This is a genomic window from Oryzomonas japonica (genome assembly GCF_008802365.1).
GTDB lineage: Bacteria > Desulfobacterota > Desulfuromonadia > Geobacterales > Pseudopelobacteraceae > Oryzomonas > Oryzomonas japonica.
The window spans coordinates 335,672-353,571 of sequence record NZ_VZQZ01000002.1; the positions used below are offsets into that span (position 1 = coordinate 335,672).

The 17,900-nt window shown below is 56.6% G+C and carries 19 protein-coding genes; 14 read left to right on the forward strand and 5 right to left on the reverse strand.

Annotation, left to right across the window (positions count from 1 at the left end; genetic code table 11):
• Positions 1 to 64: 64 nt before the first annotated feature.
• The 3 genes from F6V25_RS04785 to F6V25_RS04795 form a co-directional block, all read right to left on the reverse strand.
• Complete coding sequence (locus F6V25_RS04785) at positions 65 to 1,585, reverse strand: B12-binding domain-containing radical SAM protein (RefSeq protein ID WP_151127477.1); 1,521 nt, start codon at positions 1,583 to 1,585, stop codon at positions 65 to 67.
• Positions 1,586 to 1,799: 214 nt separating this feature from the next.
• Positions 1,800 to 2,975 carry a class II aldolase/adducin family protein gene (locus F6V25_RS04790; protein WP_151127478.1) on the reverse strand — a complete coding sequence of 392 codons (1,176 nt, stop codon included), beginning with the start codon at positions 2,973 to 2,975 and terminating at the stop codon, positions 1,800 to 1,802.
• A complete protein-coding gene (locus F6V25_RS04795; RefSeq protein ID WP_151127479.1) occupies positions 2,975 to 3,784 on the reverse strand; it encodes a M23 family metallopeptidase in 810 nt (269 codons plus the stop codon). Before F6V25_RS04795 ends, F6V25_RS04790 begins: the two co-directional genes overlap by 1 nt.
• 116 nt (positions 3,785 to 3,900) lie before the next feature.
• Between F6V25_RS04795 and F6V25_RS04800 the strand changes: the two genes are divergently transcribed.
• The 8 genes from F6V25_RS04800 to amrB all read left to right on the forward strand — a co-directional run bounded on the left by F6V25_RS04800 (position 3,901) and on the right by amrB (position 11,098).
• On the forward strand, positions 3,901 to 4,614 hold the full coding sequence (locus F6V25_RS04800; RefSeq protein WP_151127480.1) for a PilZ domain-containing protein: 714 nt from the start codon (positions 3,901 to 3,903) through the stop codon (positions 4,612 to 4,614).
• A gap of 260 nt (positions 4,615 to 4,874) precedes the next feature.
• Positions 4,875 to 5,213 carry a P-II family nitrogen regulator gene (locus F6V25_RS04805; protein ID WP_149305706.1) on the forward strand — a complete coding sequence of 113 codons (339 nt, stop codon included), beginning with the start codon at positions 4,875 to 4,877 and terminating at the stop codon, positions 5,211 to 5,213.
• A gap of 45 nt (positions 5,214 to 5,258) precedes the next feature.
• Positions 5,259 to 6,671 (forward strand): type I glutamate--ammonia ligase, encoded by a 1,413-nt coding sequence (gene glnA / locus F6V25_RS04810; RefSeq protein ID WP_151127481.1) that lies wholly within the window; start codon positions 5,259 to 5,261, stop codon positions 6,669 to 6,671.
• Positions 6,672 to 6,799: 128 nt separating this feature from the next.
• Positions 6,800 to 7,483, forward strand: coding sequence for a site-2 protease family protein (locus tag F6V25_RS04815; RefSeq protein WP_151127482.1), 684 nt, complete (start codon positions 6,800 to 6,802; stop codon positions 7,481 to 7,483).
• Positions 7,484 to 7,631: 148 nt separating this feature from the next.
• Entirely contained in the window at positions 7,632 to 8,618 is a 987-nt protein-coding gene (gene trpS / locus F6V25_RS04820; protein ID WP_151127483.1) for a tryptophan--tRNA ligase, read from the forward strand.
• Between the two features lie 28 nt (positions 8,619 to 8,646).
• Entirely contained in the window at positions 8,647 to 9,462 is an 816-nt protein-coding gene (locus F6V25_RS04825) for a segregation and condensation protein A (protein ID WP_151127484.1), read from the forward strand.
• A 185-nt stretch (positions 9,463 to 9,647) separates the two neighbouring features.
• Positions 9,648 to 10,256 carry an SMC-Scp complex subunit ScpB gene (gene scpB, locus F6V25_RS04830; RefSeq protein ID WP_151127485.1) on the forward strand — a complete coding sequence of 203 codons (609 nt, stop codon included), beginning with the start codon at positions 9,648 to 9,650 and terminating at the stop codon, positions 10,254 to 10,256.
• A 38-nt stretch (positions 10,257 to 10,294) separates the two neighbouring features.
• Positions 10,295 to 11,098, forward strand: coding sequence for an AmmeMemoRadiSam system protein B (gene amrB, locus F6V25_RS04835; protein ID WP_151127486.1), 804 nt, complete (start codon positions 10,295 to 10,297; stop codon positions 11,096 to 11,098).
• Here amrB and F6V25_RS04840 read toward each other — a convergent pair whose 3' ends face one another.
• Positions 11,099 to 11,719: a DUF2269 family protein gene (locus F6V25_RS04840; protein ID WP_191966077.1), complete on the reverse strand. Its 621-nt coding sequence runs from the start codon at positions 11,717 to 11,719 to the stop codon at positions 11,099 to 11,101.
• A 430-nt stretch (positions 11,720 to 12,149) separates the two neighbouring features.
• On the opposite strand from F6V25_RS04840, the gene F6V25_RS04845 reads away from it, so the two are divergent.
• On the forward strand, positions 12,150 to 14,687 hold the full coding sequence (locus F6V25_RS04845) for a bifunctional aconitate hydratase 2/2-methylisocitrate dehydratase (protein WP_151127488.1): 2,538 nt from the start codon (positions 12,150 to 12,152) through the stop codon (positions 14,685 to 14,687).
• Positions 14,688 to 14,816: 129 nt separating this feature from the next.
• Here F6V25_RS04845 and F6V25_RS16930 read toward each other — a convergent pair whose 3' ends face one another.
• Entirely contained in the window at positions 14,817 to 14,981 is a 165-nt protein-coding gene (locus F6V25_RS16930) for a hypothetical protein (protein WP_191966078.1), read from the reverse strand.
• Between the two features lie 112 nt (positions 14,982 to 15,093).
• On the opposite strand from F6V25_RS16930, the gene F6V25_RS04850 reads away from it, so the two are divergent.
• From F6V25_RS04850 to F6V25_RS04870, 5 genes are all read left to right on the forward strand, one after another.
• Positions 15,094 to 15,342 (forward strand): TIGR03905 family TSCPD domain-containing protein, encoded by a 249-nt coding sequence (locus tag F6V25_RS04850; RefSeq protein ID WP_151127489.1) that lies wholly within the window; start codon positions 15,094 to 15,096, stop codon positions 15,340 to 15,342.
• A 208-nt stretch (positions 15,343 to 15,550) separates the two neighbouring features.
• On the forward strand, positions 15,551 to 16,822 hold the full coding sequence (locus F6V25_RS04855; RefSeq protein ID WP_151127490.1) for an Hsp70 family protein: 1,272 nt from the start codon (positions 15,551 to 15,553) through the stop codon (positions 16,820 to 16,822).
• 46 nt (positions 16,823 to 16,868) lie between these two features.
• Entirely contained in the window at positions 16,869 to 17,459 is a 591-nt protein-coding gene (locus F6V25_RS04860; protein WP_151127491.1) for an RNase H family protein, read from the forward strand.
• On the forward strand, positions 17,443 to 17,628 hold the full coding sequence (locus F6V25_RS04865) for a hypothetical protein (protein WP_151127492.1): 186 nt from the start codon (positions 17,443 to 17,445) through the stop codon (positions 17,626 to 17,628). Before F6V25_RS04860 ends, F6V25_RS04865 begins: the two co-directional genes overlap by 17 nt.
• Positions 17,629 to 17,633: 5 nt before the next feature.
• Positions 17,634 to 17,894 (forward strand): GIY-YIG nuclease family protein, encoded by a 261-nt coding sequence (locus tag F6V25_RS04870; RefSeq protein ID WP_151127493.1) that lies wholly within the window; start codon positions 17,634 to 17,636, stop codon positions 17,892 to 17,894.
• The last annotated feature ends 6 nt before the right edge of the window (positions 17,895 to 17,900 follow it).

Here is a 17,900-nt window from a genome sequence, read left to right on the forward strand (position 1 = left end):
GATTTTCTCCGTGTCTCTGCGCCTCTGTAGCAGAACTGCCGGTTTCAGGCTGAACGGCTCGTGATCAGGTGTGTTCAATGCCGCTTGCGTCGAACATGCCGTTCCAGTTCATCTTTTCCGTTATTTTCCGGAAGTGGTAGCCATAGATGGCAAAGGTGATGGCAAGCGGGAACAGACGAGGCCGCCTGAAAAGGGACCAGAAAAAGAGTTTCCAGAACTGGAGCCGCTCTTTGCCGATTACCCCCAGCATGACGATGGATTTGAAGAACGCCCCGTAATAACCGGGCTTCACATGGAAGCTCCCCCGCTTGAGAGGCCGGTACTCGCGGAGAAAGCCGGTTACACGCCGATAGTAGTTCTTTGGGGCGTAGATACTGGTAAGGATGCTCCGATAGCCGTTGATGAGCGTCTCCGCCTTCATGCGGGGGATAAAGTTGAGGGCGACGGCCGTGTTGTTGCCGGAGGTATCGCCCAATAGCCTGCCTTCCTTGAAGAGCCGCTGGTGGAGCTTGGTGCCGCGCAACGCGGTGAGCATCCCCACCATGGCCGTGGCGATGCCGCTCTCCTGGATAAAGTGTATCTGCCGCTCGAAAATCGACAGGGGATCGCTGTCGAACCCCACGATAAACCCGCCTTGGACCTGCAATCCGGCGTGCTGGATTTTCTTGACGCACTCAAGGAGGTTGCGGTTCTTATTCTGAACCTTGCCGGTTTCGCTCAGGCAGTCCTCATTCGGGGTTTCTATGCCGATGAACACCTCTTCAAAGCTGGTCCGCACCATGAGGTCCATGAGGTCCGGGTCGTCCGCCAGATCGATGGAAACTTCAGTGAAGAAGGCAAAGGGATGATTGTGCCGCTCCATCCATGCGAGCATGGCCGGGAGGGTTTCCTGCTTCAGCTTGCGTCTGTCGCCGATGAAGTTGTCGTCCACAAGGAAAATCCCGTCGCGCCACCCCCAGGCATAGAGGGCATCGAGTTCCCCAGTCAGCTGCGCGGTGCTCTTGGTACGCGGCTTGCGCCCGAAGAGTTGGGTAATATCGCAGAACTCACAGTCGAACGGGCAGCCCCGGGAATACTGGATATTCATGGCTGCGTATTTTGAGGGATCGATCAGGTTCCAGAGCGGGATGGGGGTTTCCCGCATCTCCGCCCATTGGTCGGAAACATAGCTATGCTCCGCTTGACCGCACTCAAGGTCGTCAAGGAACCGGGGAAGGGTGACCTCGGCCTCGCCCAGCACCAAATGATCCGCCGAATCAAACTCGGCCGGGGCGGCGGTGAAGAGCGGCCCACCCACGACCGTCTTGATCCCCAGGCGGCGGCAGCGCGCAAGAACGTCGTTGACGGATTCCTTCTGGACCGTCATGGCACTGATGAAGACATAGTCCGCCCACAGAATCTGCTTGTCGGAAAGCGGTTGCACATTCATATCCACAAGCCGCTTGTCCCAGGCGGCGGGAAGCATGGCGGCCACGGTCAAGAGGCCAAGGGGGGGGAATGCGGCCTTTTTCCCGATGAACTTGAGCGCGTGGCGGAAACTCCAGAAGGTGTCGGGGTAATGGGGGTATACGAGAAGAATTTTCATGCTTGCTGCCCTTACGGTGTTCCGGGGGAGGTGGTTGCGGGTGGAAGGTTAACCTTTTTAAAGGATACCGCAGTTATGGAAAATGCAATGTAAATCTATTGTAATATTCCTGGAAAAAACGTGTGTATCGGGGGCGCTTACGGGAGGGAAAGGGGCATGGCTGCCGCAGGGGCGGGGTGCTCCTGCGATTTGTTGTATTTTGGGCAGATGGCGATCATGGACCGCCCTGTCTTTCGTCGAACCTGCGGAAATACTCCTCCCGGCACCAGTTCTCCACATCCACCAGCGCCTGGAAGGCCTCTGCGAAGTCCGCACGCCCAAGGGTGAAGACCCCGTGCCCATAGACGATGGCCCGGCCGGGCCCTCCGATGACCGGCGGGAGGTTCTTTGCTATCCCTCCGGCGCCGATCTCGCCCGCCACCACCGGAGTTCCGCCCAGAATCCTGACCCTGGGGCAATCTTTCCAGCAGTCGGCTATGGGGCAGTGTTCCTTCTCGTCGCAGAGCATGCTCATGACCACGGCGAAGCGCGGGTGGCCGTGCAGGATGGCGCGGCATCCGGCGGTTTCGAAGATGCGGCGATGGGCCACCAGTTCGCTGGAAGCGGTGATGCCGACGGTGGAACTGTTTTCAAAGGGGACCGGGTCGATGCAACCCGCCAGTTCGTCCAAGCTGGAAGCGGTCTGGGAGATGTAGAGCAGATCACCGTTGGAATAGGAAATGTTGCCGAAAAACGAATCGACCAGGCCCCGCTCCACCGTATAACGCCCCACCCGTGCCATCTCGTCGAGGATATCTGCCTTGTCCCGCAGGGGGCCGTTTCTGAAGATCAGCCCCTCAGCCGTAAGTCGAACCAGCCATTTGGTGCGGAAGTGATCAAAGGCCTGGGCCTCGTCGGGCAGCTTGAAACCGTCCTGCAACACGTCCTCCAGGTACTTGATGAAGGTGGAGTGGAACACGGAGGACCAGTTAATGAAGGCCTGTTCGACGGTCAGGGCGCCGCTGGCCACGATGCCGATGCCTTGGACGATGACGCCCTTGCGGTTGCCCAGCACGTGGGCGATGGCCTCCACGGGATCGTCACCGAGATCGTTGCGGCGCAGGATCGGAATGTCGTGCAGGAAGGTGCGGGTTTCGGTGTCGCGCGGTACGATCTCCAGTTCGTGGTTTGCGGCGCGTTGCAACAAAAAAACGGCAAAGGGGAGGGCAGGTGCTGCGGCGCAGAGTGCCAGGCAGTTGAGTCGTTCGAGAACAGCTGCCGCCAGGCGGGCCAACCCGGCGTCTCCCGCGGCGATCACGGTGTCGTCCTGGGCGGCAAAGGCGATCCGGTCAGGAAGTGCCGAACGATCGGAGATCAGCTTACGGCTGTATTTTTCTATCTGATCGTACATCAGGGGATGTTGGTAAAGAGAACCGAGCCATCGGCCAAGACCTGTTTGCGGAAACTGCTCCTGTGTTTCGCCGCCGCTAGGTGTGTCCTAGGCAGGGGCATGGTGCTGCCGGGGATGAAGGCCGGCGTGACGTTGACGCCCGCCTGCCACGCCTCGAAATGGAGGTGGGGCCCTGTTGACCGGCCGGTACTGCCGGACAGTGCAATGGTCGTATCGGCGCCGATTTGCTGTCCCTGGGCGACCAGCAGGCGGCTGTTGTGACCGTAGAGCGTGACCATGCCGTTGTCGTGTTCGACCAGAACCGTGTAACCGTAGCCGGAACGGAGGCCGCTGTAGACGACGACCCCCGGCCCAACCGCTTTGACGGCCGTTCCCTCGGGGATGGCGATGTCAACGCCGTTGTGGTGGCGCAACCTCCCGTCGATGGGATCGATGCGCATACCGACCCCCGAGGTTATTGTCCCGCCCACCGGCGGCAGGTGCGCTTCAAAGCTGGCCGGTGGCGTTTCCCGGGGATTGATCGAGGCGTTGACGGTCTTTTCCACGACCTCGTTCAGGGAAACATTCCTGACTTTTTCGTTTTTGGCAGCCTTTTTTTTCTTTTTGGACGGGTTCGTCCCATACTCCTTGATGATGACCTTGGCCGCCTTGTTCTGGGGAGCATCGGTGAACGTCTCAACGCCGTCAACCGTGACGAAGCGGTAAATGTCGGCGCGGCCCTGCCCGGGCAATGCCGGGATGGATGCGCACACCCATAATATTACAAGGAGTTGTATCCTGAACACTGAGAATGTGCGTCGATTGAGCATAATTGTTTCCATTAGTGCTTGTCGTTCGAAGGCATTTCTGTTAAAAAAGCCCTGTCCGTTTATACAACAGTCGTGCGTTTTCTGCAATTCAATCAATCCTCCCGGGGAATTTTGTAATGTTCCAGTATTTTGACAAAATCGTTAAAGGGACCGAGCGCGAAGATTCCCTGGTAATTATTCAAAATATGAAAGAACTGGTTGGGACGAGTTTTTCCTTTCTCAATTATTATAAAGAAATCCCGGTGTCCTACGATGCCAAGTTGGTCAACATTGATAATGAAATGGCTGAATTCGAAGTGCATGAGTACCAGGCAAAGGTCATTACCCTGGAGCATAAGGCCCTGATTCGCTCCCATGAAAAATTTTCCTTCCGCGAAGATATGTTCGGGGAGGCTTTTTACGTCAACGTTGCCCGGAAAAAGGTCATTCTCTGCAACTTCGGCTACGCCAAGATCAGGTCGGATATGCGCCGCTTTGTCAGGGTCGTGCTCGACAGGCCGCTTGAAGCCGAAATGATCGTTGCGGAGGACATCCTCAAAGGAGGCATTAAGGATATCTCCCTTGGCGGTGCCTCCATAAATGTCATGTCCAAGGAACAACTGCCCACGGGGCTCGACATCAATATGTTCCTGAAGCTCCCCGATATTGTCGATGGTTCGATACACGAGGTCGGGGTTGCCGCAACGGTCATCAAAGTAACGGGGGATGAAGCCCCCTACAATTGCTTTGTGGAATTCTACCCGGAAAAACACTCCCAGCAGCAGATATCCTACTACATCAACCAACGTCAGGTTGAAATCATCAAAGAGCTCAAAGAACAAACGTTGTAATCTGGAATCGCCGCACTGCCTCCTTTGTGGGCATGTTTCCGTGGTGGTGCTTTGTTTTTGTGCAGCACGACTTGTCCGGTCAGTGGTGCCGTTTTATCTAGTAATCGTATCCATCTGATATTGTTGGAATTTATATGCGTTGATTTTGGCAAAGTGTTTGCAAGAATAAACAGTGGAATGCAGCAGCTTACCGCTTGCAATTTGACTGATAATTCATATAATCTCCCCTGTCCAATTTCAAGAAAGGGAGGGTCACGCGTTTGAAAAAAGTCGAAGCTATAATCAAACCGTTCAAGCTTGATGAAGTTAAGGAAGCTTTGAATGAGATCGGCGTGCAAGGTATTACCGTCAGCGAGGTCAAAGGTTTCGGCCGTCAGAAGGGACATACCGAGCTGTATCGCGGCGCCGAATATGTCGTGGACTTTATCCCTAAGATCAAGCTCGAAATCATCGTCTCGGATGCGATTGTTTCCAGAGTCGTGGAAGCCATCGAGCAATCCGCCAAAACCGGCCGGATTGGCGACGGCAAGATATTCGTGACGTCGGTTGAGGCCGTGATTCGCATCAGGACCGGCGAAACCGGCGAAGACGCGCTGTAAGGCACAAAAGCTGTTTATTACATATCCCCCCGAAAGGAGAAACTGATGACCCCGAAACAAGTAGTAGATTTTGCCAAAGAAAATGGCGCACTGATGGTAGATTTCAAGTTTATGGATTTTGTTGGCATCTGGCAGCATTTTTCCACACCCATAAGCGAATTCGGTGAGGATATATTTGAGGACGGCCTTGGATTTGACGGTTCTTCCATTCGTGGTTGGCAGCCCATTCATGCTTCCGACATGATCATCATCCCCGACGCCACCACCGCCAAAATGGATCCGTTTACCGCGCTTCCGACCCTGTCGCTGATCTGCAACATCTTCGATCCGATCACCAAGGAAGGCTACAGCCGTGACCCGCGCAACATCGCCAAAAAGGCTGAGGCATACCTCAAGTCCACCGGTATCGGCGACACCGCTTTCTTTGGCCCGGAAGCCGAATTTTTCATCTTTGACGACGTGCGTTACGACTCTACCGCCAACCAGTCCTTCTACGCCGTTGATTCGGTTGAAGGCGCCTGGAACTCCGGCCGCGAAGAATTCCCCAACCTGGGCTACAAGCCGCGCCACAAGGAAGGTTACTTCCCGGTTTCCCCGACCGACTCCCAGAACGACCTGCGTAACGAAATGGTCATGGAGATGCAGAAGGTCGGCATCCAGGTCGAGTGCCAGCATCACGAGGTAGCCACCGGCGGCCAGGCCGAGATCGACATGCGTTTCGACGCCCTGGTCAAGATGGCCGACAAACTCCAGTGGTTCAAATACATCGTCAAGAATGTCGCCTACCGCAACGGCAAGACCGCTACCTTCATGCCCAAACCGCTCTACGGCGACAACGGTTCCGGTATGCACTCGCACATGTCCATCTGGAAGGACGGCACCAACCTGTTTGCCGGCGACAAATACGGCGGACTTTCCCAGATCGCCCTGTACTACATCGGCGGTATCATCAAGCACGCCAAAGCCCTGTGCGCCTTCACCAACCCGACCACCAACTCCTACAAGCGTCTGGTGCCGGGCTTCGAGGCCCCCGTGAACATGGCTTATTCCAGCCGTAACCGTTCGGCCTCCCTGCGTATCCCGATGTTTTCCACTAACCCCAAGTCCAAGCGCGTCGAATACCGTACGCCGGACCCGTCCTGCAACGGTTACCTGGCCTTTGCCGCCATGTTGATGGCCGGCCTCGACGGCGTCGAGAACAAGATCGATCCGGGCCAGCCGCTGGACAAGGACATCTACGGCCTTTCTCCGGAAGAGCTCAAAGATATCCCGTCAGCTCCGGGCACCCTGGAGGAGGCGCTCAAATGCCTGGAAGACGACCACGACTTCCTGCTCAAGGGTGACGTCTTTACCCCCGACGTTATCGAAAAATGGATCGAATACAAAACAGAAGCCGAAGTCAACCCGGTCCGTATGCGCCCGGTACCGATCGAGTTCCAACTCTATTTCGACATCTAGACTGTGCATGGCGGTATAGCAACACCAAAGAGGCGGGATTTTCCCGCCTCTTTTCGTTTTTGCTTCAATTGACTTTACCCGGTCACTCTGTTAGAAAGACAGTGGTTATCAAGTTTTAAAGGATGTTCATGGAAAATTTTCTCTTTAAGCTTTCCGTCATGCTTGTGCCGGGTATGCTGGCCATTGTCTGCCATGAAGTCTCCCACGGTTTCATTGCATGGCGTTACGGAGATCCCACGGCGCGCATGCTCGGTAGGCTGACCCTGAATCCGTTCAAGCATATCGATATTATCGGCACCCTGATGATCTTCTTTATCGGTATCGGTTGGGCCAAGCCGGTACCGGTGAATTTTTCAAATCTGCGTAATCCCAAACGCGATATGATCTGGGTGGCGGCAGCCGGACCCATAACCAATCTCATTCTGGCAACTGTTTCCGCTTTTTTGCTACGCGGGCTGGTTGCTGTCGACAACTCGATGGTTGCACCGGGTTCGACCCTCTCCATGCTGGTTGAGCCGGTTGCCCTTATGCTGGCTTTCTCGGTCTACATCAACCTGCTGCTGGCGATCTTCAACATGATTCCGGTGCCGCCACTTGATGGCGGCAGGGTTTTGGTCGGGCTTCTCCCCTATCGTCAGGCGTCTGCATGGGCCCGTATTGAACCGTTTGGGATGGTGATCATAATAGTACTGGTATTTTTCACGAATATTTTTTCCTATGTCATCTCGCCCATCCTCAACGTGGGGGTCCATATGCTGGCAGGACCGCAGAGCGGCTTGGTATTGGGTGTTACACAACTCATGATGCGTTAGATTACGGGAAATCGCTTTTTGTCCCGGCCTTGTAACACTCAGGATTTCTTGGGTGAAGCCGCGCTGTTATGCCTCTGCATAATTCCTCGACAATCGTACCGGGTCGAAAACTCACGATTTCCATACTATAATTTCTGGGAGCACTAAAATGGGTACACAGCAGCGTATTGTCAGCGGCATGCGGCCGACCGGGAAACTGCACATCGGCCATTATCACGGCGTATTGGAGAACTGGATCAAGATTCAGGACTCTTTCGACTGTTTTTTCTTTGTAGCGGATTGGCACTCTTTGACCACGGAATACGACAATACCGCCGGTATCCGCACCAGCATCCACGAGATGGTGCTGGACTGGGTCGGTTTTGGCCTCGATCCCGCCAAGAGCGTTGTTTTTCGCCAAAGTATGGTGCCGCACCACTCCGAACTGAACCTGATCCTGTCCATGATTACGCCCGTATCCTGGCTGGAGCGCAATCCGACCTACAAGGAGATGTTGGACAACCTCGCGGCCAAGGACCTTTCCACCTTCGGTTTTCTGGGGTATCCGGTGCTGATGGCGGCCGACATTATTCTTTACAAGGCGACCCGAGTGCCGGTTGGGCACGACCAGTTGCCGCATCTCGAGATCACCCGCGAGATTGCACGCCGTTTCAACTATCTGTACGGCAATGTCTTTCCCGAGCCCGAGGCGTTCCTGACCGAGACCCCAAAACTGCTCGGCCTCGATGGTCGCAAGATGAGCAAATCATACGGTAACTCCATCTACCTCTCGGACACGGCCGAAGAAACCACCAAAAAGGTCTTGTCCATGATGACCGACCCGGCGCGGATTCGGCGGAGCGACCCCGGCGATCCCGATGTCTGCGTGGCCTTTAACCTCCATCGCATCTACGTGCCCCAGGAAAAACTGGATGAGATCATCCCGGCCTGCCGCAATGCCGCCATCGGCTGCGTGGAGTGCAAAAAAATCCTGGCCGAGTGCATGAACGAACGCTTGGCGCCCTGCCGGTCAAAGCGGGCAGAGCTGGCCACCCGCCCCGATTTTGTGAACGATCTGTTGCAGGACGGCAGCCGTCGGGCATCGGAGATCTCCGATGCCGTCATGGCCGAAGTCCGTGAAGCCCTGAAGATCTGACCATGGCTCTGGATTTGGCGCACTACCGATGAATCCGGCCCGGGAGGAAAACCCCACGCTTCTTGACGGCTTCCGCGATGGCTACAGCGTTCATCTCGACAAGTTTGACGGACCGCTGGACCTGCTGTTACACCTGATCCGCAAGAATGAGGTCGATATCTGCGATATTCCCATTGCAGACATCACCCGTCAGTACCTGGACTACATCAAATTGATGAAGGTGCTCAATCTGGATGTGGCCGGAGATTTTCTGCTGATGGCTTCCACGTTGTTGCACATCAAGTCCCGCATGCTGCTGCCGCCGGATGATGAAGAGGAAAGCGAGGAAGAAGAGGGGGACCCCCGGGCCGAACTGGTGCGGCGTCTGCTGGAGTATCAGCAGTACAAAGAGGCCGGCATGGTCATTGGCGCCAGGGCGCTTCTGGGGCGCGAGGTCTTTACGCGCGCCTGCCCAGACCCTGCGTTGTCTGCGGCCCGCACGGAAGAGGGGCCGCTGGAGGTGTCGCTGTTTGAGCTCGTGGATGCTTTCCGCGCCCTCCTGGCGCGTATTCCGAAGGAAAGCTTCCATGATGTCGCCCCCGGCGACTCCCTTAATATTGCAGACTGTATCAATGAAATACTTTCCCTGCTCCAGGATCGTGATACACTTCAATTCGATGAACTCATCAAAGACGAGTTGACCAGTGAACGGGTCATCGTCACCTTTCTGGCCCTCTTGGAACTGTGCCGTCTTAAACTGATCCGCATCTTTCAGAATGGGGAGTACGGCGCCATCTGGTTCATTCCTGCCGTTGCCCCGGAACAAGCGGGGAGTGCCGGAGAAGCCGTTCAATCTCCCGTGTAAAGGTGGGGGGAACCATGCTGCAGGAATTCGGGAAATTTGCGCTTATAGGCAATGTTATCGACCTGACAGCAGATATCACCACCGGGTGCGGCCTTCGACTAAGTGGTACAATCGCTGGTGAACGACATCGATTGCATCTGCGACTCCGTGGCTCTGCGGCCTAACTCATGTCTTAAGGTTTGACCATGTCTTTGCCTGCTATTATCGAAAGTATCATCTTTGCCGCCGATGCAGCCCTGTCCCTAGACCGGCTCTGCGAGATGCTGCCCGAATACGAACGTGGCGACATCAAAACCGCCTTGACCGAACTGGCCGAGTTCCATGAGGGAAGGGGAGGGGGCTTCGGGCTCGTGGAGGTCGCCGGTGGCTGGCAGTTTAGGACCCATCCGGTATTGCAGGAATACGTCGTCAGGCACATAAAGGCCAAAACCGCCAAATTTTCTCAATCGGCTCTGGAAACCCTGGCCATCATCGCCTACCGCCAGCCGCTGACCCGGGCCGAGGTGGAGCACCTGCGCGGCGTCGATTGCGGCGGCGTCCTCAAGTCGCTTTTGGAAAAGAAATTGGTCAAAATTCTTGGCAAAAAGGATATCCCCGGCCGGCCGCTGATCTATGGAACCTCTAAAGAATTTCTTGAGGTATTTGGCCTTAAAGACTTAAAAAGTTTGCCAACTTTGCGAGAGATTCAAGCTCTTGACGAGACCCCCCAGTTCGAACGTCAAGAGGAATTGCCGCTGGAGCCGGATCAGGCCCCTCCGGTCGATAGTTCGCTTTTATTTGACGATCCGGAATAACAGGGCATAGACAGCATGATAAACGCAGGAGGTGTGCCATGCAGCGTCATGCGGCAGTTGCGGGACAGTTCTATCCTGGTACGCGGGAACAACTTCAAACTATTTTGGCCGAGTTGGTCCCGCATGTGTCAAAAAAACGGCGCGTCTTGGGCATCGTCGCGCCCCATGCCGGTTACATTTACTCCGGGGCCATTGCCGGCAAAGTCTATGGCCGGATCGCCATACCCTCCACCGTCGTGATCATAGGCCCCAACCACCACGGCGCGGGAGCGGCCGCCGCCCTCTATCCCGAGGGGGAATGGCTGACACCCCTCGGCTCCATCGCCATCAACCCGCGTCTCAATGCGCTGTTGCAGCGCCATGTCCCCTTTGTGGAGACCGACAGCAGCGCCCATCGTTTCGAACATTCCCTTGAGGTTCAGGTCCCCTTTATTCAACATGCGCGTTCCGACGCCACCATGGCGGCGCTTTGCCTTGGCCATGGCGATTTTCCGGCAGTGCAGGCGATCGGCAAGGGGATTGCTGCGGCAGTACGGGAGTATGGCGGGGACGTGCTGATTGTGGCCAGTTCGGACATGACCCATTACGAATCGGCCGATTCGGCTCGGCGCAAGGACGAGTTGGCGTTGGCGCGTGTCCTCGCCTTTGATCCGGAAGGTTTGCTGAAGATCTGCCACAGTGAGCACATTACCATGTGCGGCGTGGTTCCGGCGGCGGTCATGCTGGTGGCGAGCCGCGAATTGGGGGCCACTCAGGGCGAACTGGCTGCCTATGGAAACAGCGGCGATATTACCGGAGACAACAATCAGGTGGTGGGGTATGCGGCGGTTTCGGTGTGGTAGTCAGGGGGACTGATTGGCATTGAGCGAGCGTCGCGCATTGGCTGCGATCCTGGCGCGCAGGCGTATGGCCTTTTTGGTGGTACCAAGAGGCATGAGATGCTGCAGGTCGTGTTCGCCCGTCAAAAGTTCCAGATCAGGCTTGAAGATCGATACGATCACCAGCAGGACCAGGGCTGCTATCTGCAGGGAAACCGCAACGATTCCTTTGTGGAAAAGCTGCTGGTAATCGACGCTCTGTGTCACGTCGTCCCGAAGGATGTCCGAAAAGTGCGCCAGATCCCTCATCCAGGGATTGAGGTAGGCTATCCCCACATAGATGACAGCCAAGGTTCCGACCCACTTCATGATTACCCAACCATGCTTGAAGAAACCCCATTTTGATGTAAGGCAGAGGAATGCGCCGCTCAGAAGCGACAGGGCGGCCGCCGGTCCTATGAGCACATCGTCGATGGTCGTGATGGCGGAATTGAAAGCGAACAACTCGTCGCCATTAATGGTGCGCCGGTCGTTGTTGAGGATTATCACAACGGCCGATACGCCGCCGACCCAGGCACATGAAGCAAAGGTATGAAGGGTTCTCAGCAGGAGCTTTGCCCTATGACTGTACAGAAGCTGCATCATGCAGTGTGTTCCTTCCCGGGTGCAAACAGCGGATATGTCCATTCAGGGTTACTAATGAGCAAGGACAGTGCCCATATTGAAGGTATGCGGTTTACGTTTTAACTGTCCATTATTGCTAGATATTTAATTATTATATAAGTATTCCGTTTTCATTATAAAGAGACTATAGTGGCACACTAATGACTGCAAAGCTTGCCTCGAAGATTGGTAATGCGTGCCTCAAGGTGGTGGTCTGGCTGGTTTTTGTTGCTTGCAATAATTTGTGAGACGTGAGTGGCACACTAATCTTTGGAGTGATATTTGAAACGATATGGGGCTGTAACCAATTGACATTGGCCAATTTGAAGTGTATACAGTATGCATTTTACGAATGAAACGTGATGCAAAGACAAATAACGACCGAAGTATATATCCCAAAGGAGGATGTCAGATGATCGAAGCCTATTTAGCTCACGAAAAAGAACGGGCGGCTCAGGGAATCCCCGCCTTGCCGCTCACTCCCGAACAGACCGCCGAGCTGTGCAAGTTGCTGGTCAAGCCCCCCAAGGGAAAAGAACAGTTCCTGCTCAACCTGATCACCAACCGCGTTTCCCCGGGCGTTGACCCGGCTGCCAAGGTCAAGGCCGAATTCTTGGCCGAGGTCGTCAGCGGCAAGAAAAAATCTTCCCTGATCGATCCGGTTGCCGCCATCAAACTGCTCGGCACCATGATCGGCGGCTACAACGTGGCACCACTGGTAGAGGCCCTGAAAGACAAAAAACTGGCCGGCGAGGCCGCCAAGGCGCTCTCCCACATCACCTTGGTGTATGACGCCTTCGACGAGGTAGCGGCAATGGCCAAGGCCAAAAACGCCGCAGCCGCCACGGTGCTCAAATCCTGGGCCGATGCCGAGTGGTTCACCAGCCGTAAAGGCGTGCCCGATACCATCAAGGTCAAGGTCTACAAGGTGGACGGCGAAATCAATACCGACGACTTCTCGCCTGCCGGCGACGCCTGGAGCCGCCCCGACATCCCGCTGCACTCCCTGGCCATGGGCAAGACCCGCTTCAAGGACGGCCTTGCCACCATCGCCAAGTTCCGCAAGGAAGGCTTTCAAGTCGCCTTCGTGGGCGATGTGGTCGGCACCGGCTCGTCCCGCAAGTCGGCCTGCAACAGCGTGCTCTGGGCCATCGGTGACGAGATTCCCTGCGTGCCCAACAAGAAGACCGCCGGCGTGATCATCGGCGGCGTCATCGCCCCGATCTTCTTCAACACCGCCCAGGACTCCGGCGCCCTGCCGCTCAAGGCCGACGTGACCGGCATGAAAACCGGCGACGTGATCGTGATTGACACCAAGAAAGGGGTCATCACCGACGAAAAGGGGAAGAAAGTCCTCTCCAAACTGACCATCACCCCCAACACCGTGCCCGACGAATTCCGCGCCGGCGGCCGCATTCCGCTTATCATCGGCCGCGCCGTGACCGACAAGGCCAGGAAGGCCTTAGGCCTCAAACCGACCACGGCCTTCACGCTGCCGGATAACCCCAAACCCAAGGCAAAACAGGCGTACTCACTGGCCCAAAAGATGGTAGGCCAAGCCTGCGGCGTGGACGGCATCCTGCCCGGTACCGCCTGCGAGCCCAAGATGACCACTGTCGGTTCCCAGGACACCACCGGCCCCATGACCGCCGACGAGTTGAAGGAACTGGCCTGCCTCAAGTTCCAGGCCCCTCTGTATATGCAGTCCTTCTGCCACACCGCTGCCTACCCGAAGCCGGCCGACGTCAAGATGCACAAGACCCTGCCCGGTTTCACGGCAGAGCGCGGCGGCGTAGCCCTGCGTCCCGGTGACGGCGTGATCCACTCCTGGCTGAATCGCCTGCTCCTGCCCGATACGGTCGGCACCGGCGGTGACTCCCATACCCGCTTCCCCATCGGCATCTCCTTCCCGGCCGGTTCGGGCCTGGTGGCCTTTGCCGGTGCCATGGGCTTCATGCCGCTGGATATGCCCGAATCGGTCCTGGTACGCTTCAAGGGTAAGCTCAACCCCGGCATCACCCTGCGCGATGCGGTGAACGCCATTCCCTACTGGGCCATCAAACAGGGGCTTCTGACCGTGCCCAAGAAGAACAAGGTCAACATCTTCAACGGCCGTATCCTGGAGATGGAAGGGCTGCCCGACCTGACCGTTGAGCAGGCTTTCGAGCTGACCGACGCCGCTGCCGAGCGTTCGGCCGCCGCAGGCTGCATCCAGCTCTCCGAAAAGTCCATAGCCACCTACCTGAAATCCAATGTGGCCTTGATGAAGAAGCTGATCGCCGACGGCTATCAGGATAAGAAAACCTTGCAAAACCGCATCAAGGCTGTTGAGGCATGGCTCAAGAAGCCGAGCCTGTTGAAAGCCGACAAGGGGGCCGAGTACGCGGCGGTAATCGAGATCAACCTGGCGGATATCACGGAGCCGATCCTGGCCTGCCCGAACGACCCGGATGACGTCAAACTGCTCTCCGAGGTGGCCGGCGACAAGATCCAGGACGTGTTCCTCGGCTCCTGCATGACCAACATCGGCCATTTCCGTGCCGCCGCCGAGATCTGGCGCGGCAGCAAGTTCAACCCGGATGTGCGCACCTGGATCTGCCCGCCGACCCGTATGGATCAGCAGCAGCTCAAAGACGAGGCCTACTTCTCGGTCTTCAGCGCCTTCGGCGCCCGCATCGAGATCGCCGGCTGCTCGCTCTGCATGGGCAACCAGGCCCGCGTGCCGGACAAGTCCCACGTCTACTCCACTTCGACCCGCAACTTCGACGACCGCATGGGTGACGGCGCGCGCGTCTACTTAGGCTCCGCCGAACTGGGAGCAGTAACGGCGCTCATGGGCAAGTTGCCCAAACCTTCGGAATATATGAAGATTTACAAGGAAAAGATCGAGCCGAACAAGGAGAAGATCTATCGGTATCTGCAGTTCGACGAGATGCCCGAATACAAGTAGGGTAGTGTGAGGAAATGCTTGAGGCTGAAAGGCCGATGGCGTACTATGACCCCCCGTTCCGGCTTGCCGGGGCGGGGGGTCATGTTTCCTTTTGTCCTAAATTTAACCGTGAGCCGGCAGGATTAAAAATCAGTCCTGGTTACGCCGCAATCTCAACACGAACAGATAGGTGATGAGCAGAACCGGGAAGGTCGAAAAGGAAGCCGCCAGGTTGCCCGCAAAGAGCTGCCAGGTGGCAAAGCCCACCAAGCAAAGGACAAAAACAAGAAGGATGATCATGCTGATTTTATTCATTGGGGTCCGCCGGTAGTTAGAATGACAGGCACGGCTAGTGATAGCACACCACCGGCAGAAGCACAAAGAGATACAACAAAACAATCCATTCGATGACAGGAGATGTGCAGTAATGAAATTCAGCTATAAAACGGACGGCACCTGCAGCAAGCGGATCGATATTGAGGTGGAATCAGGCATTCTCGTCAGCGCCGATTTCATCGGCGGTTGTTCCGGCAATTCCCAGGGGGTGGCTGCCCTGGTCAAGGAAATGCCGGTGGCGGAAGTGGTGCGCCGCCTGAAGGGGATCGCCTGCCAAGGGGATACGTCGTGCCCCGACCAACTGGCGCGGGCCTTGGAAGCGTCTGAGCAGATGAAATAGCGGCGTAATCGTCAATCCGTTGTTGCGCTGTAGAAAAAAGTCGGTGTGGAACCTCTGTCCCCATACACCTCCGCTCCAACACCTCCTCCTTACCTTTTTTTACGTAGTGCATCGCAAAAGTGCTTGAAGCTGAAAAGATGATGGCGTAATGTGCGTACCCCCGCGGCTTGCCGGGTGGAGGGTACGTTTGACGGTGAGGAGTTTACAAGTGCAGATCGTATTCGGTATCGACTTTGGCACCACCAATTCAGCGCTTTCGGTGTACCGGAACGGCTCGGTCGAGGTGGTTGCCGTCGATGGCACCGACCGTAGCGGAGAGTTGATGCGGTCGGTACTCTATTTTAACGAGGAACACGAGATCTATGTCGGGCAGGAAGCCATTCGCCAGTATGTGAGCGACGGGGCCTGCGGGCGCTTCATGCAGTCGATCAAGACCTTTCTGCCGAACACCAGTTTCGACAGCACCGAGGTGTTCGGCAGACGCTATGCCATCGATGACTTGGTGGCGATCATCTTGAGGAAGATCAAGGCCCGGGGCGAGGAGCATGTGGGCTGCCCCGTGGAGAGCGTGGTGCTGGGACGGCCGGTGGTGTTTTCCGCGGACCCGGAGAAAGACGCCGTGGCCGAGCAGCGCCTTGAGCGGGCCGCCCGCAAAGCCGGCTTCAAGAACATCTGGTTCCAGTACGAACCGGTGGCGGCGGCGCTGGCCTTTGAAGAGACGTTACAGGCCGGACAGGAGCGGATCGTATTCATCGGCGATTTCGGCGGCGGCACGTCGGACTTCTCGGTGATCCGCGTCAAGGGGGGCGCCTTTGCCCGCTCCGACCGGCGCAGCGATGTGCTCTCCCTAGGAGGCGTCTATGTGGCCGGGGACAAGTTCGATTCCCAGATCATGTGGGACAAGGTGGCGCACCATTTCGGGCGCTATGCCCGCTACAAGACCATGGGCAAGGATGAGTGGGTCACTGTCCCCAAGAGCATCATCTACACCCTATGCCAGTGGCACCGCATCCCGCTGTTGCGGTCGCGCAAGACCAGGGAACATATCCGGGTGATCAAGGGCACCACCGATGACCGCCAGGCAATAGAACACCTGGAGAACATCATCGGCGACAATTACGGTTTTTTCCTGTTCCAGGCCATCGAAAAGGCCAAGTGCGAGCTTTCCGACCGGGAACAGACCCTGATCAGCTTCCGGGAACGCGATCTGTGCATCGACGAGAAAATCGGCAAAGGGGAGTTCGAGGCGATCAATGCAGAAAATATTCAGCAGATTTCCGACTGCATCGATGAGGTCGTGGCTCGATCCGGGCTGGCGCCGGCCCAGATGGATACGGTCTTTCTGACGGGGGGGACCTCGCGGATTCCCCGCATCCAGGCCCTCTTTGCCGAGCGGTTCGGCCGGGAGAAGCTGGACAACCGGGACGCCTTCACCAGTGTCGTCCATGGCCTGGGGTCCAGTGTGCCGCTGTTTGTCTGATATAATTGACCGTGTTGAAGCACGGCCATTGGGGGTGCTCCGTTTGATGAACAGTTGTGCCCTTTTTACGGATGTGAGCCTGAACCCCCAGCGTAAACTGGGCGTCGGAGGCTATCTGCTCGTTCCCGCATCGTTTTTGGAAAACGAACCGTACGGCATCGGGCAGGACGATGTGTCAGCGCAGCTCAAAATAAAGAGATTTGCGGAGACGTCATCCACCACCCTTGAGGTCCAGACCGTCCTGTGGGCGCTGGAACAGGTGTCGGATGGTCTCATTGACCCGGCTGGCGGAAAGCTGGAGATCTATACCGACTCCCAGTGTGTTGCCGGGCTGTTGGGGAGAAGGGCCGCCCTGGAACAGAACGATTTTATTGCGAAACGCTCGGGGCGGCTGTTACGCAATGCAGCTCTTTATCGCGCATTTTACGCTGCGCACGACCGGATGGGGTTTCGGGTGAACAAGGTATCCGGGCACGCTCCTGCCTACTCCCACAATACTATCCACCGGATCTTTTCCCATGTCGATCAAGGGGTGCGGAGAGCGCTGGGCCTTTGGCTGGATTCCCCTGCGCTCCCCGGTCCATCAGCATCCCGGCACGGCGAATACGAGGTGGCACATCATGGCAATGACCGTTGAAATCAAGAACAACAAGCTCTGTATCGAGATCGACCTGGAGAAACCAACTCCGTCGTCATCCGGCAAGACCCTTGTGGTGGCCAGTACCCGCGGCAACGCCGTCACCACCGCCTACGTGGACGGCAAACCGATCACCATCGGGCTGAACGCATACATCAACAAACAATAAGCCTTGTGGAATGGCACGTCTACATCATCCTCTGTTCCGACAACTCTCTCTACACCGGGGTTACCACGGATATGGAGCGGAGGTTCCGCCAGCACGCGGCGGGGAAGGGCGCCAAGTATTTTCGGGGGCGGCAGCCGGTGCGGGTGGTCTATCTCGAGGGTAACCACAGTCGCTCTTCCGCCGCCAGCCGGGAACTCCGGATCAAGGCCATGGATCGGACAGAAAAATTGAGTCTGATATCCGGATTTACTGCGATTCCCCTGTGACTAAAT

Bases quoted from the DNA above. Each gene is read 5' to 3' on its own strand.
- F6V25_RS04785 (WP_151127477.1), bottom strand. From the start codon at position 1,585: ATGAAAATTCTTCTCGTATACCCCCATTACCCCGACACCTTCTGGAGT.
- F6V25_RS04790 (WP_151127478.1), bottom strand. From the start codon at position 2,975: ATGTACGATCAGATAGAAAAATACAGCCGTAAGCTGATCTCCGATCGT.
- F6V25_RS04795 (WP_151127479.1), bottom strand. From the start codon at position 3,784: ATGCTCAATCGACGCACATTCTCAGTGTTCAGGATACAACTCCTTGTA.
- F6V25_RS04800 (WP_151127480.1), top strand. From the start codon at position 3,901: ATGTTCCAGTATTTTGACAAAATCGTTAAAGGGACCGAGCGCGAAGAT.
- glnA (WP_151127481.1), top strand. From the start codon at position 5,259: ATGACCCCGAAACAAGTAGTAGATTTTGCCAAAGAAAATGGCGCACTG.
- F6V25_RS04815 (WP_151127482.1), top strand. From the start codon at position 6,800: ATGGAAAATTTTCTCTTTAAGCTTTCCGTCATGCTTGTGCCGGGTATG.
- trpS (WP_151127483.1), top strand. From the start codon at position 7,632: ATGGGTACACAGCAGCGTATTGTCAGCGGCATGCGGCCGACCGGGAAA.
- F6V25_RS04825 (WP_151127484.1), top strand. From the start codon at position 8,647: ATGAATCCGGCCCGGGAGGAAAACCCCACGCTTCTTGACGGCTTCCGC.
- scpB (WP_151127485.1), top strand. From the start codon at position 9,648: ATGTCTTTGCCTGCTATTATCGAAAGTATCATCTTTGCCGCCGATGCA.
- amrB (WP_151127486.1), top strand. From the start codon at position 10,295: ATGCAGCGTCATGCGGCAGTTGCGGGACAGTTCTATCCTGGTACGCGG.
- F6V25_RS04840 (WP_191966077.1), bottom strand. From the start codon at position 11,719: ATGATGCAGCTTCTGTACAGTCATAGGGCAAAGCTCCTGCTGAGAACC.
- F6V25_RS04845 (WP_151127488.1), top strand. From the start codon at position 12,150: ATGATCGAAGCCTATTTAGCTCACGAAAAAGAACGGGCGGCTCAGGGA.
- F6V25_RS16930 (WP_191966078.1), bottom strand. From the start codon at position 14,981: ATGAATAAAATCAGCATGATCATCCTTCTTGTTTTTGTCCTTTGCTTG.
- F6V25_RS04850 (WP_151127489.1), top strand. From the start codon at position 15,094: ATGAAATTCAGCTATAAAACGGACGGCACCTGCAGCAAGCGGATCGAT.
- F6V25_RS04860 (WP_151127491.1), top strand. From the start codon at position 16,869: ATGAACAGTTGTGCCCTTTTTACGGATGTGAGCCTGAACCCCCAGCGT.
- F6V25_RS04865 (WP_151127492.1), top strand. From the start codon at position 17,443: ATGGCAATGACCGTTGAAATCAAGAACAACAAGCTCTGTATCGAGATC.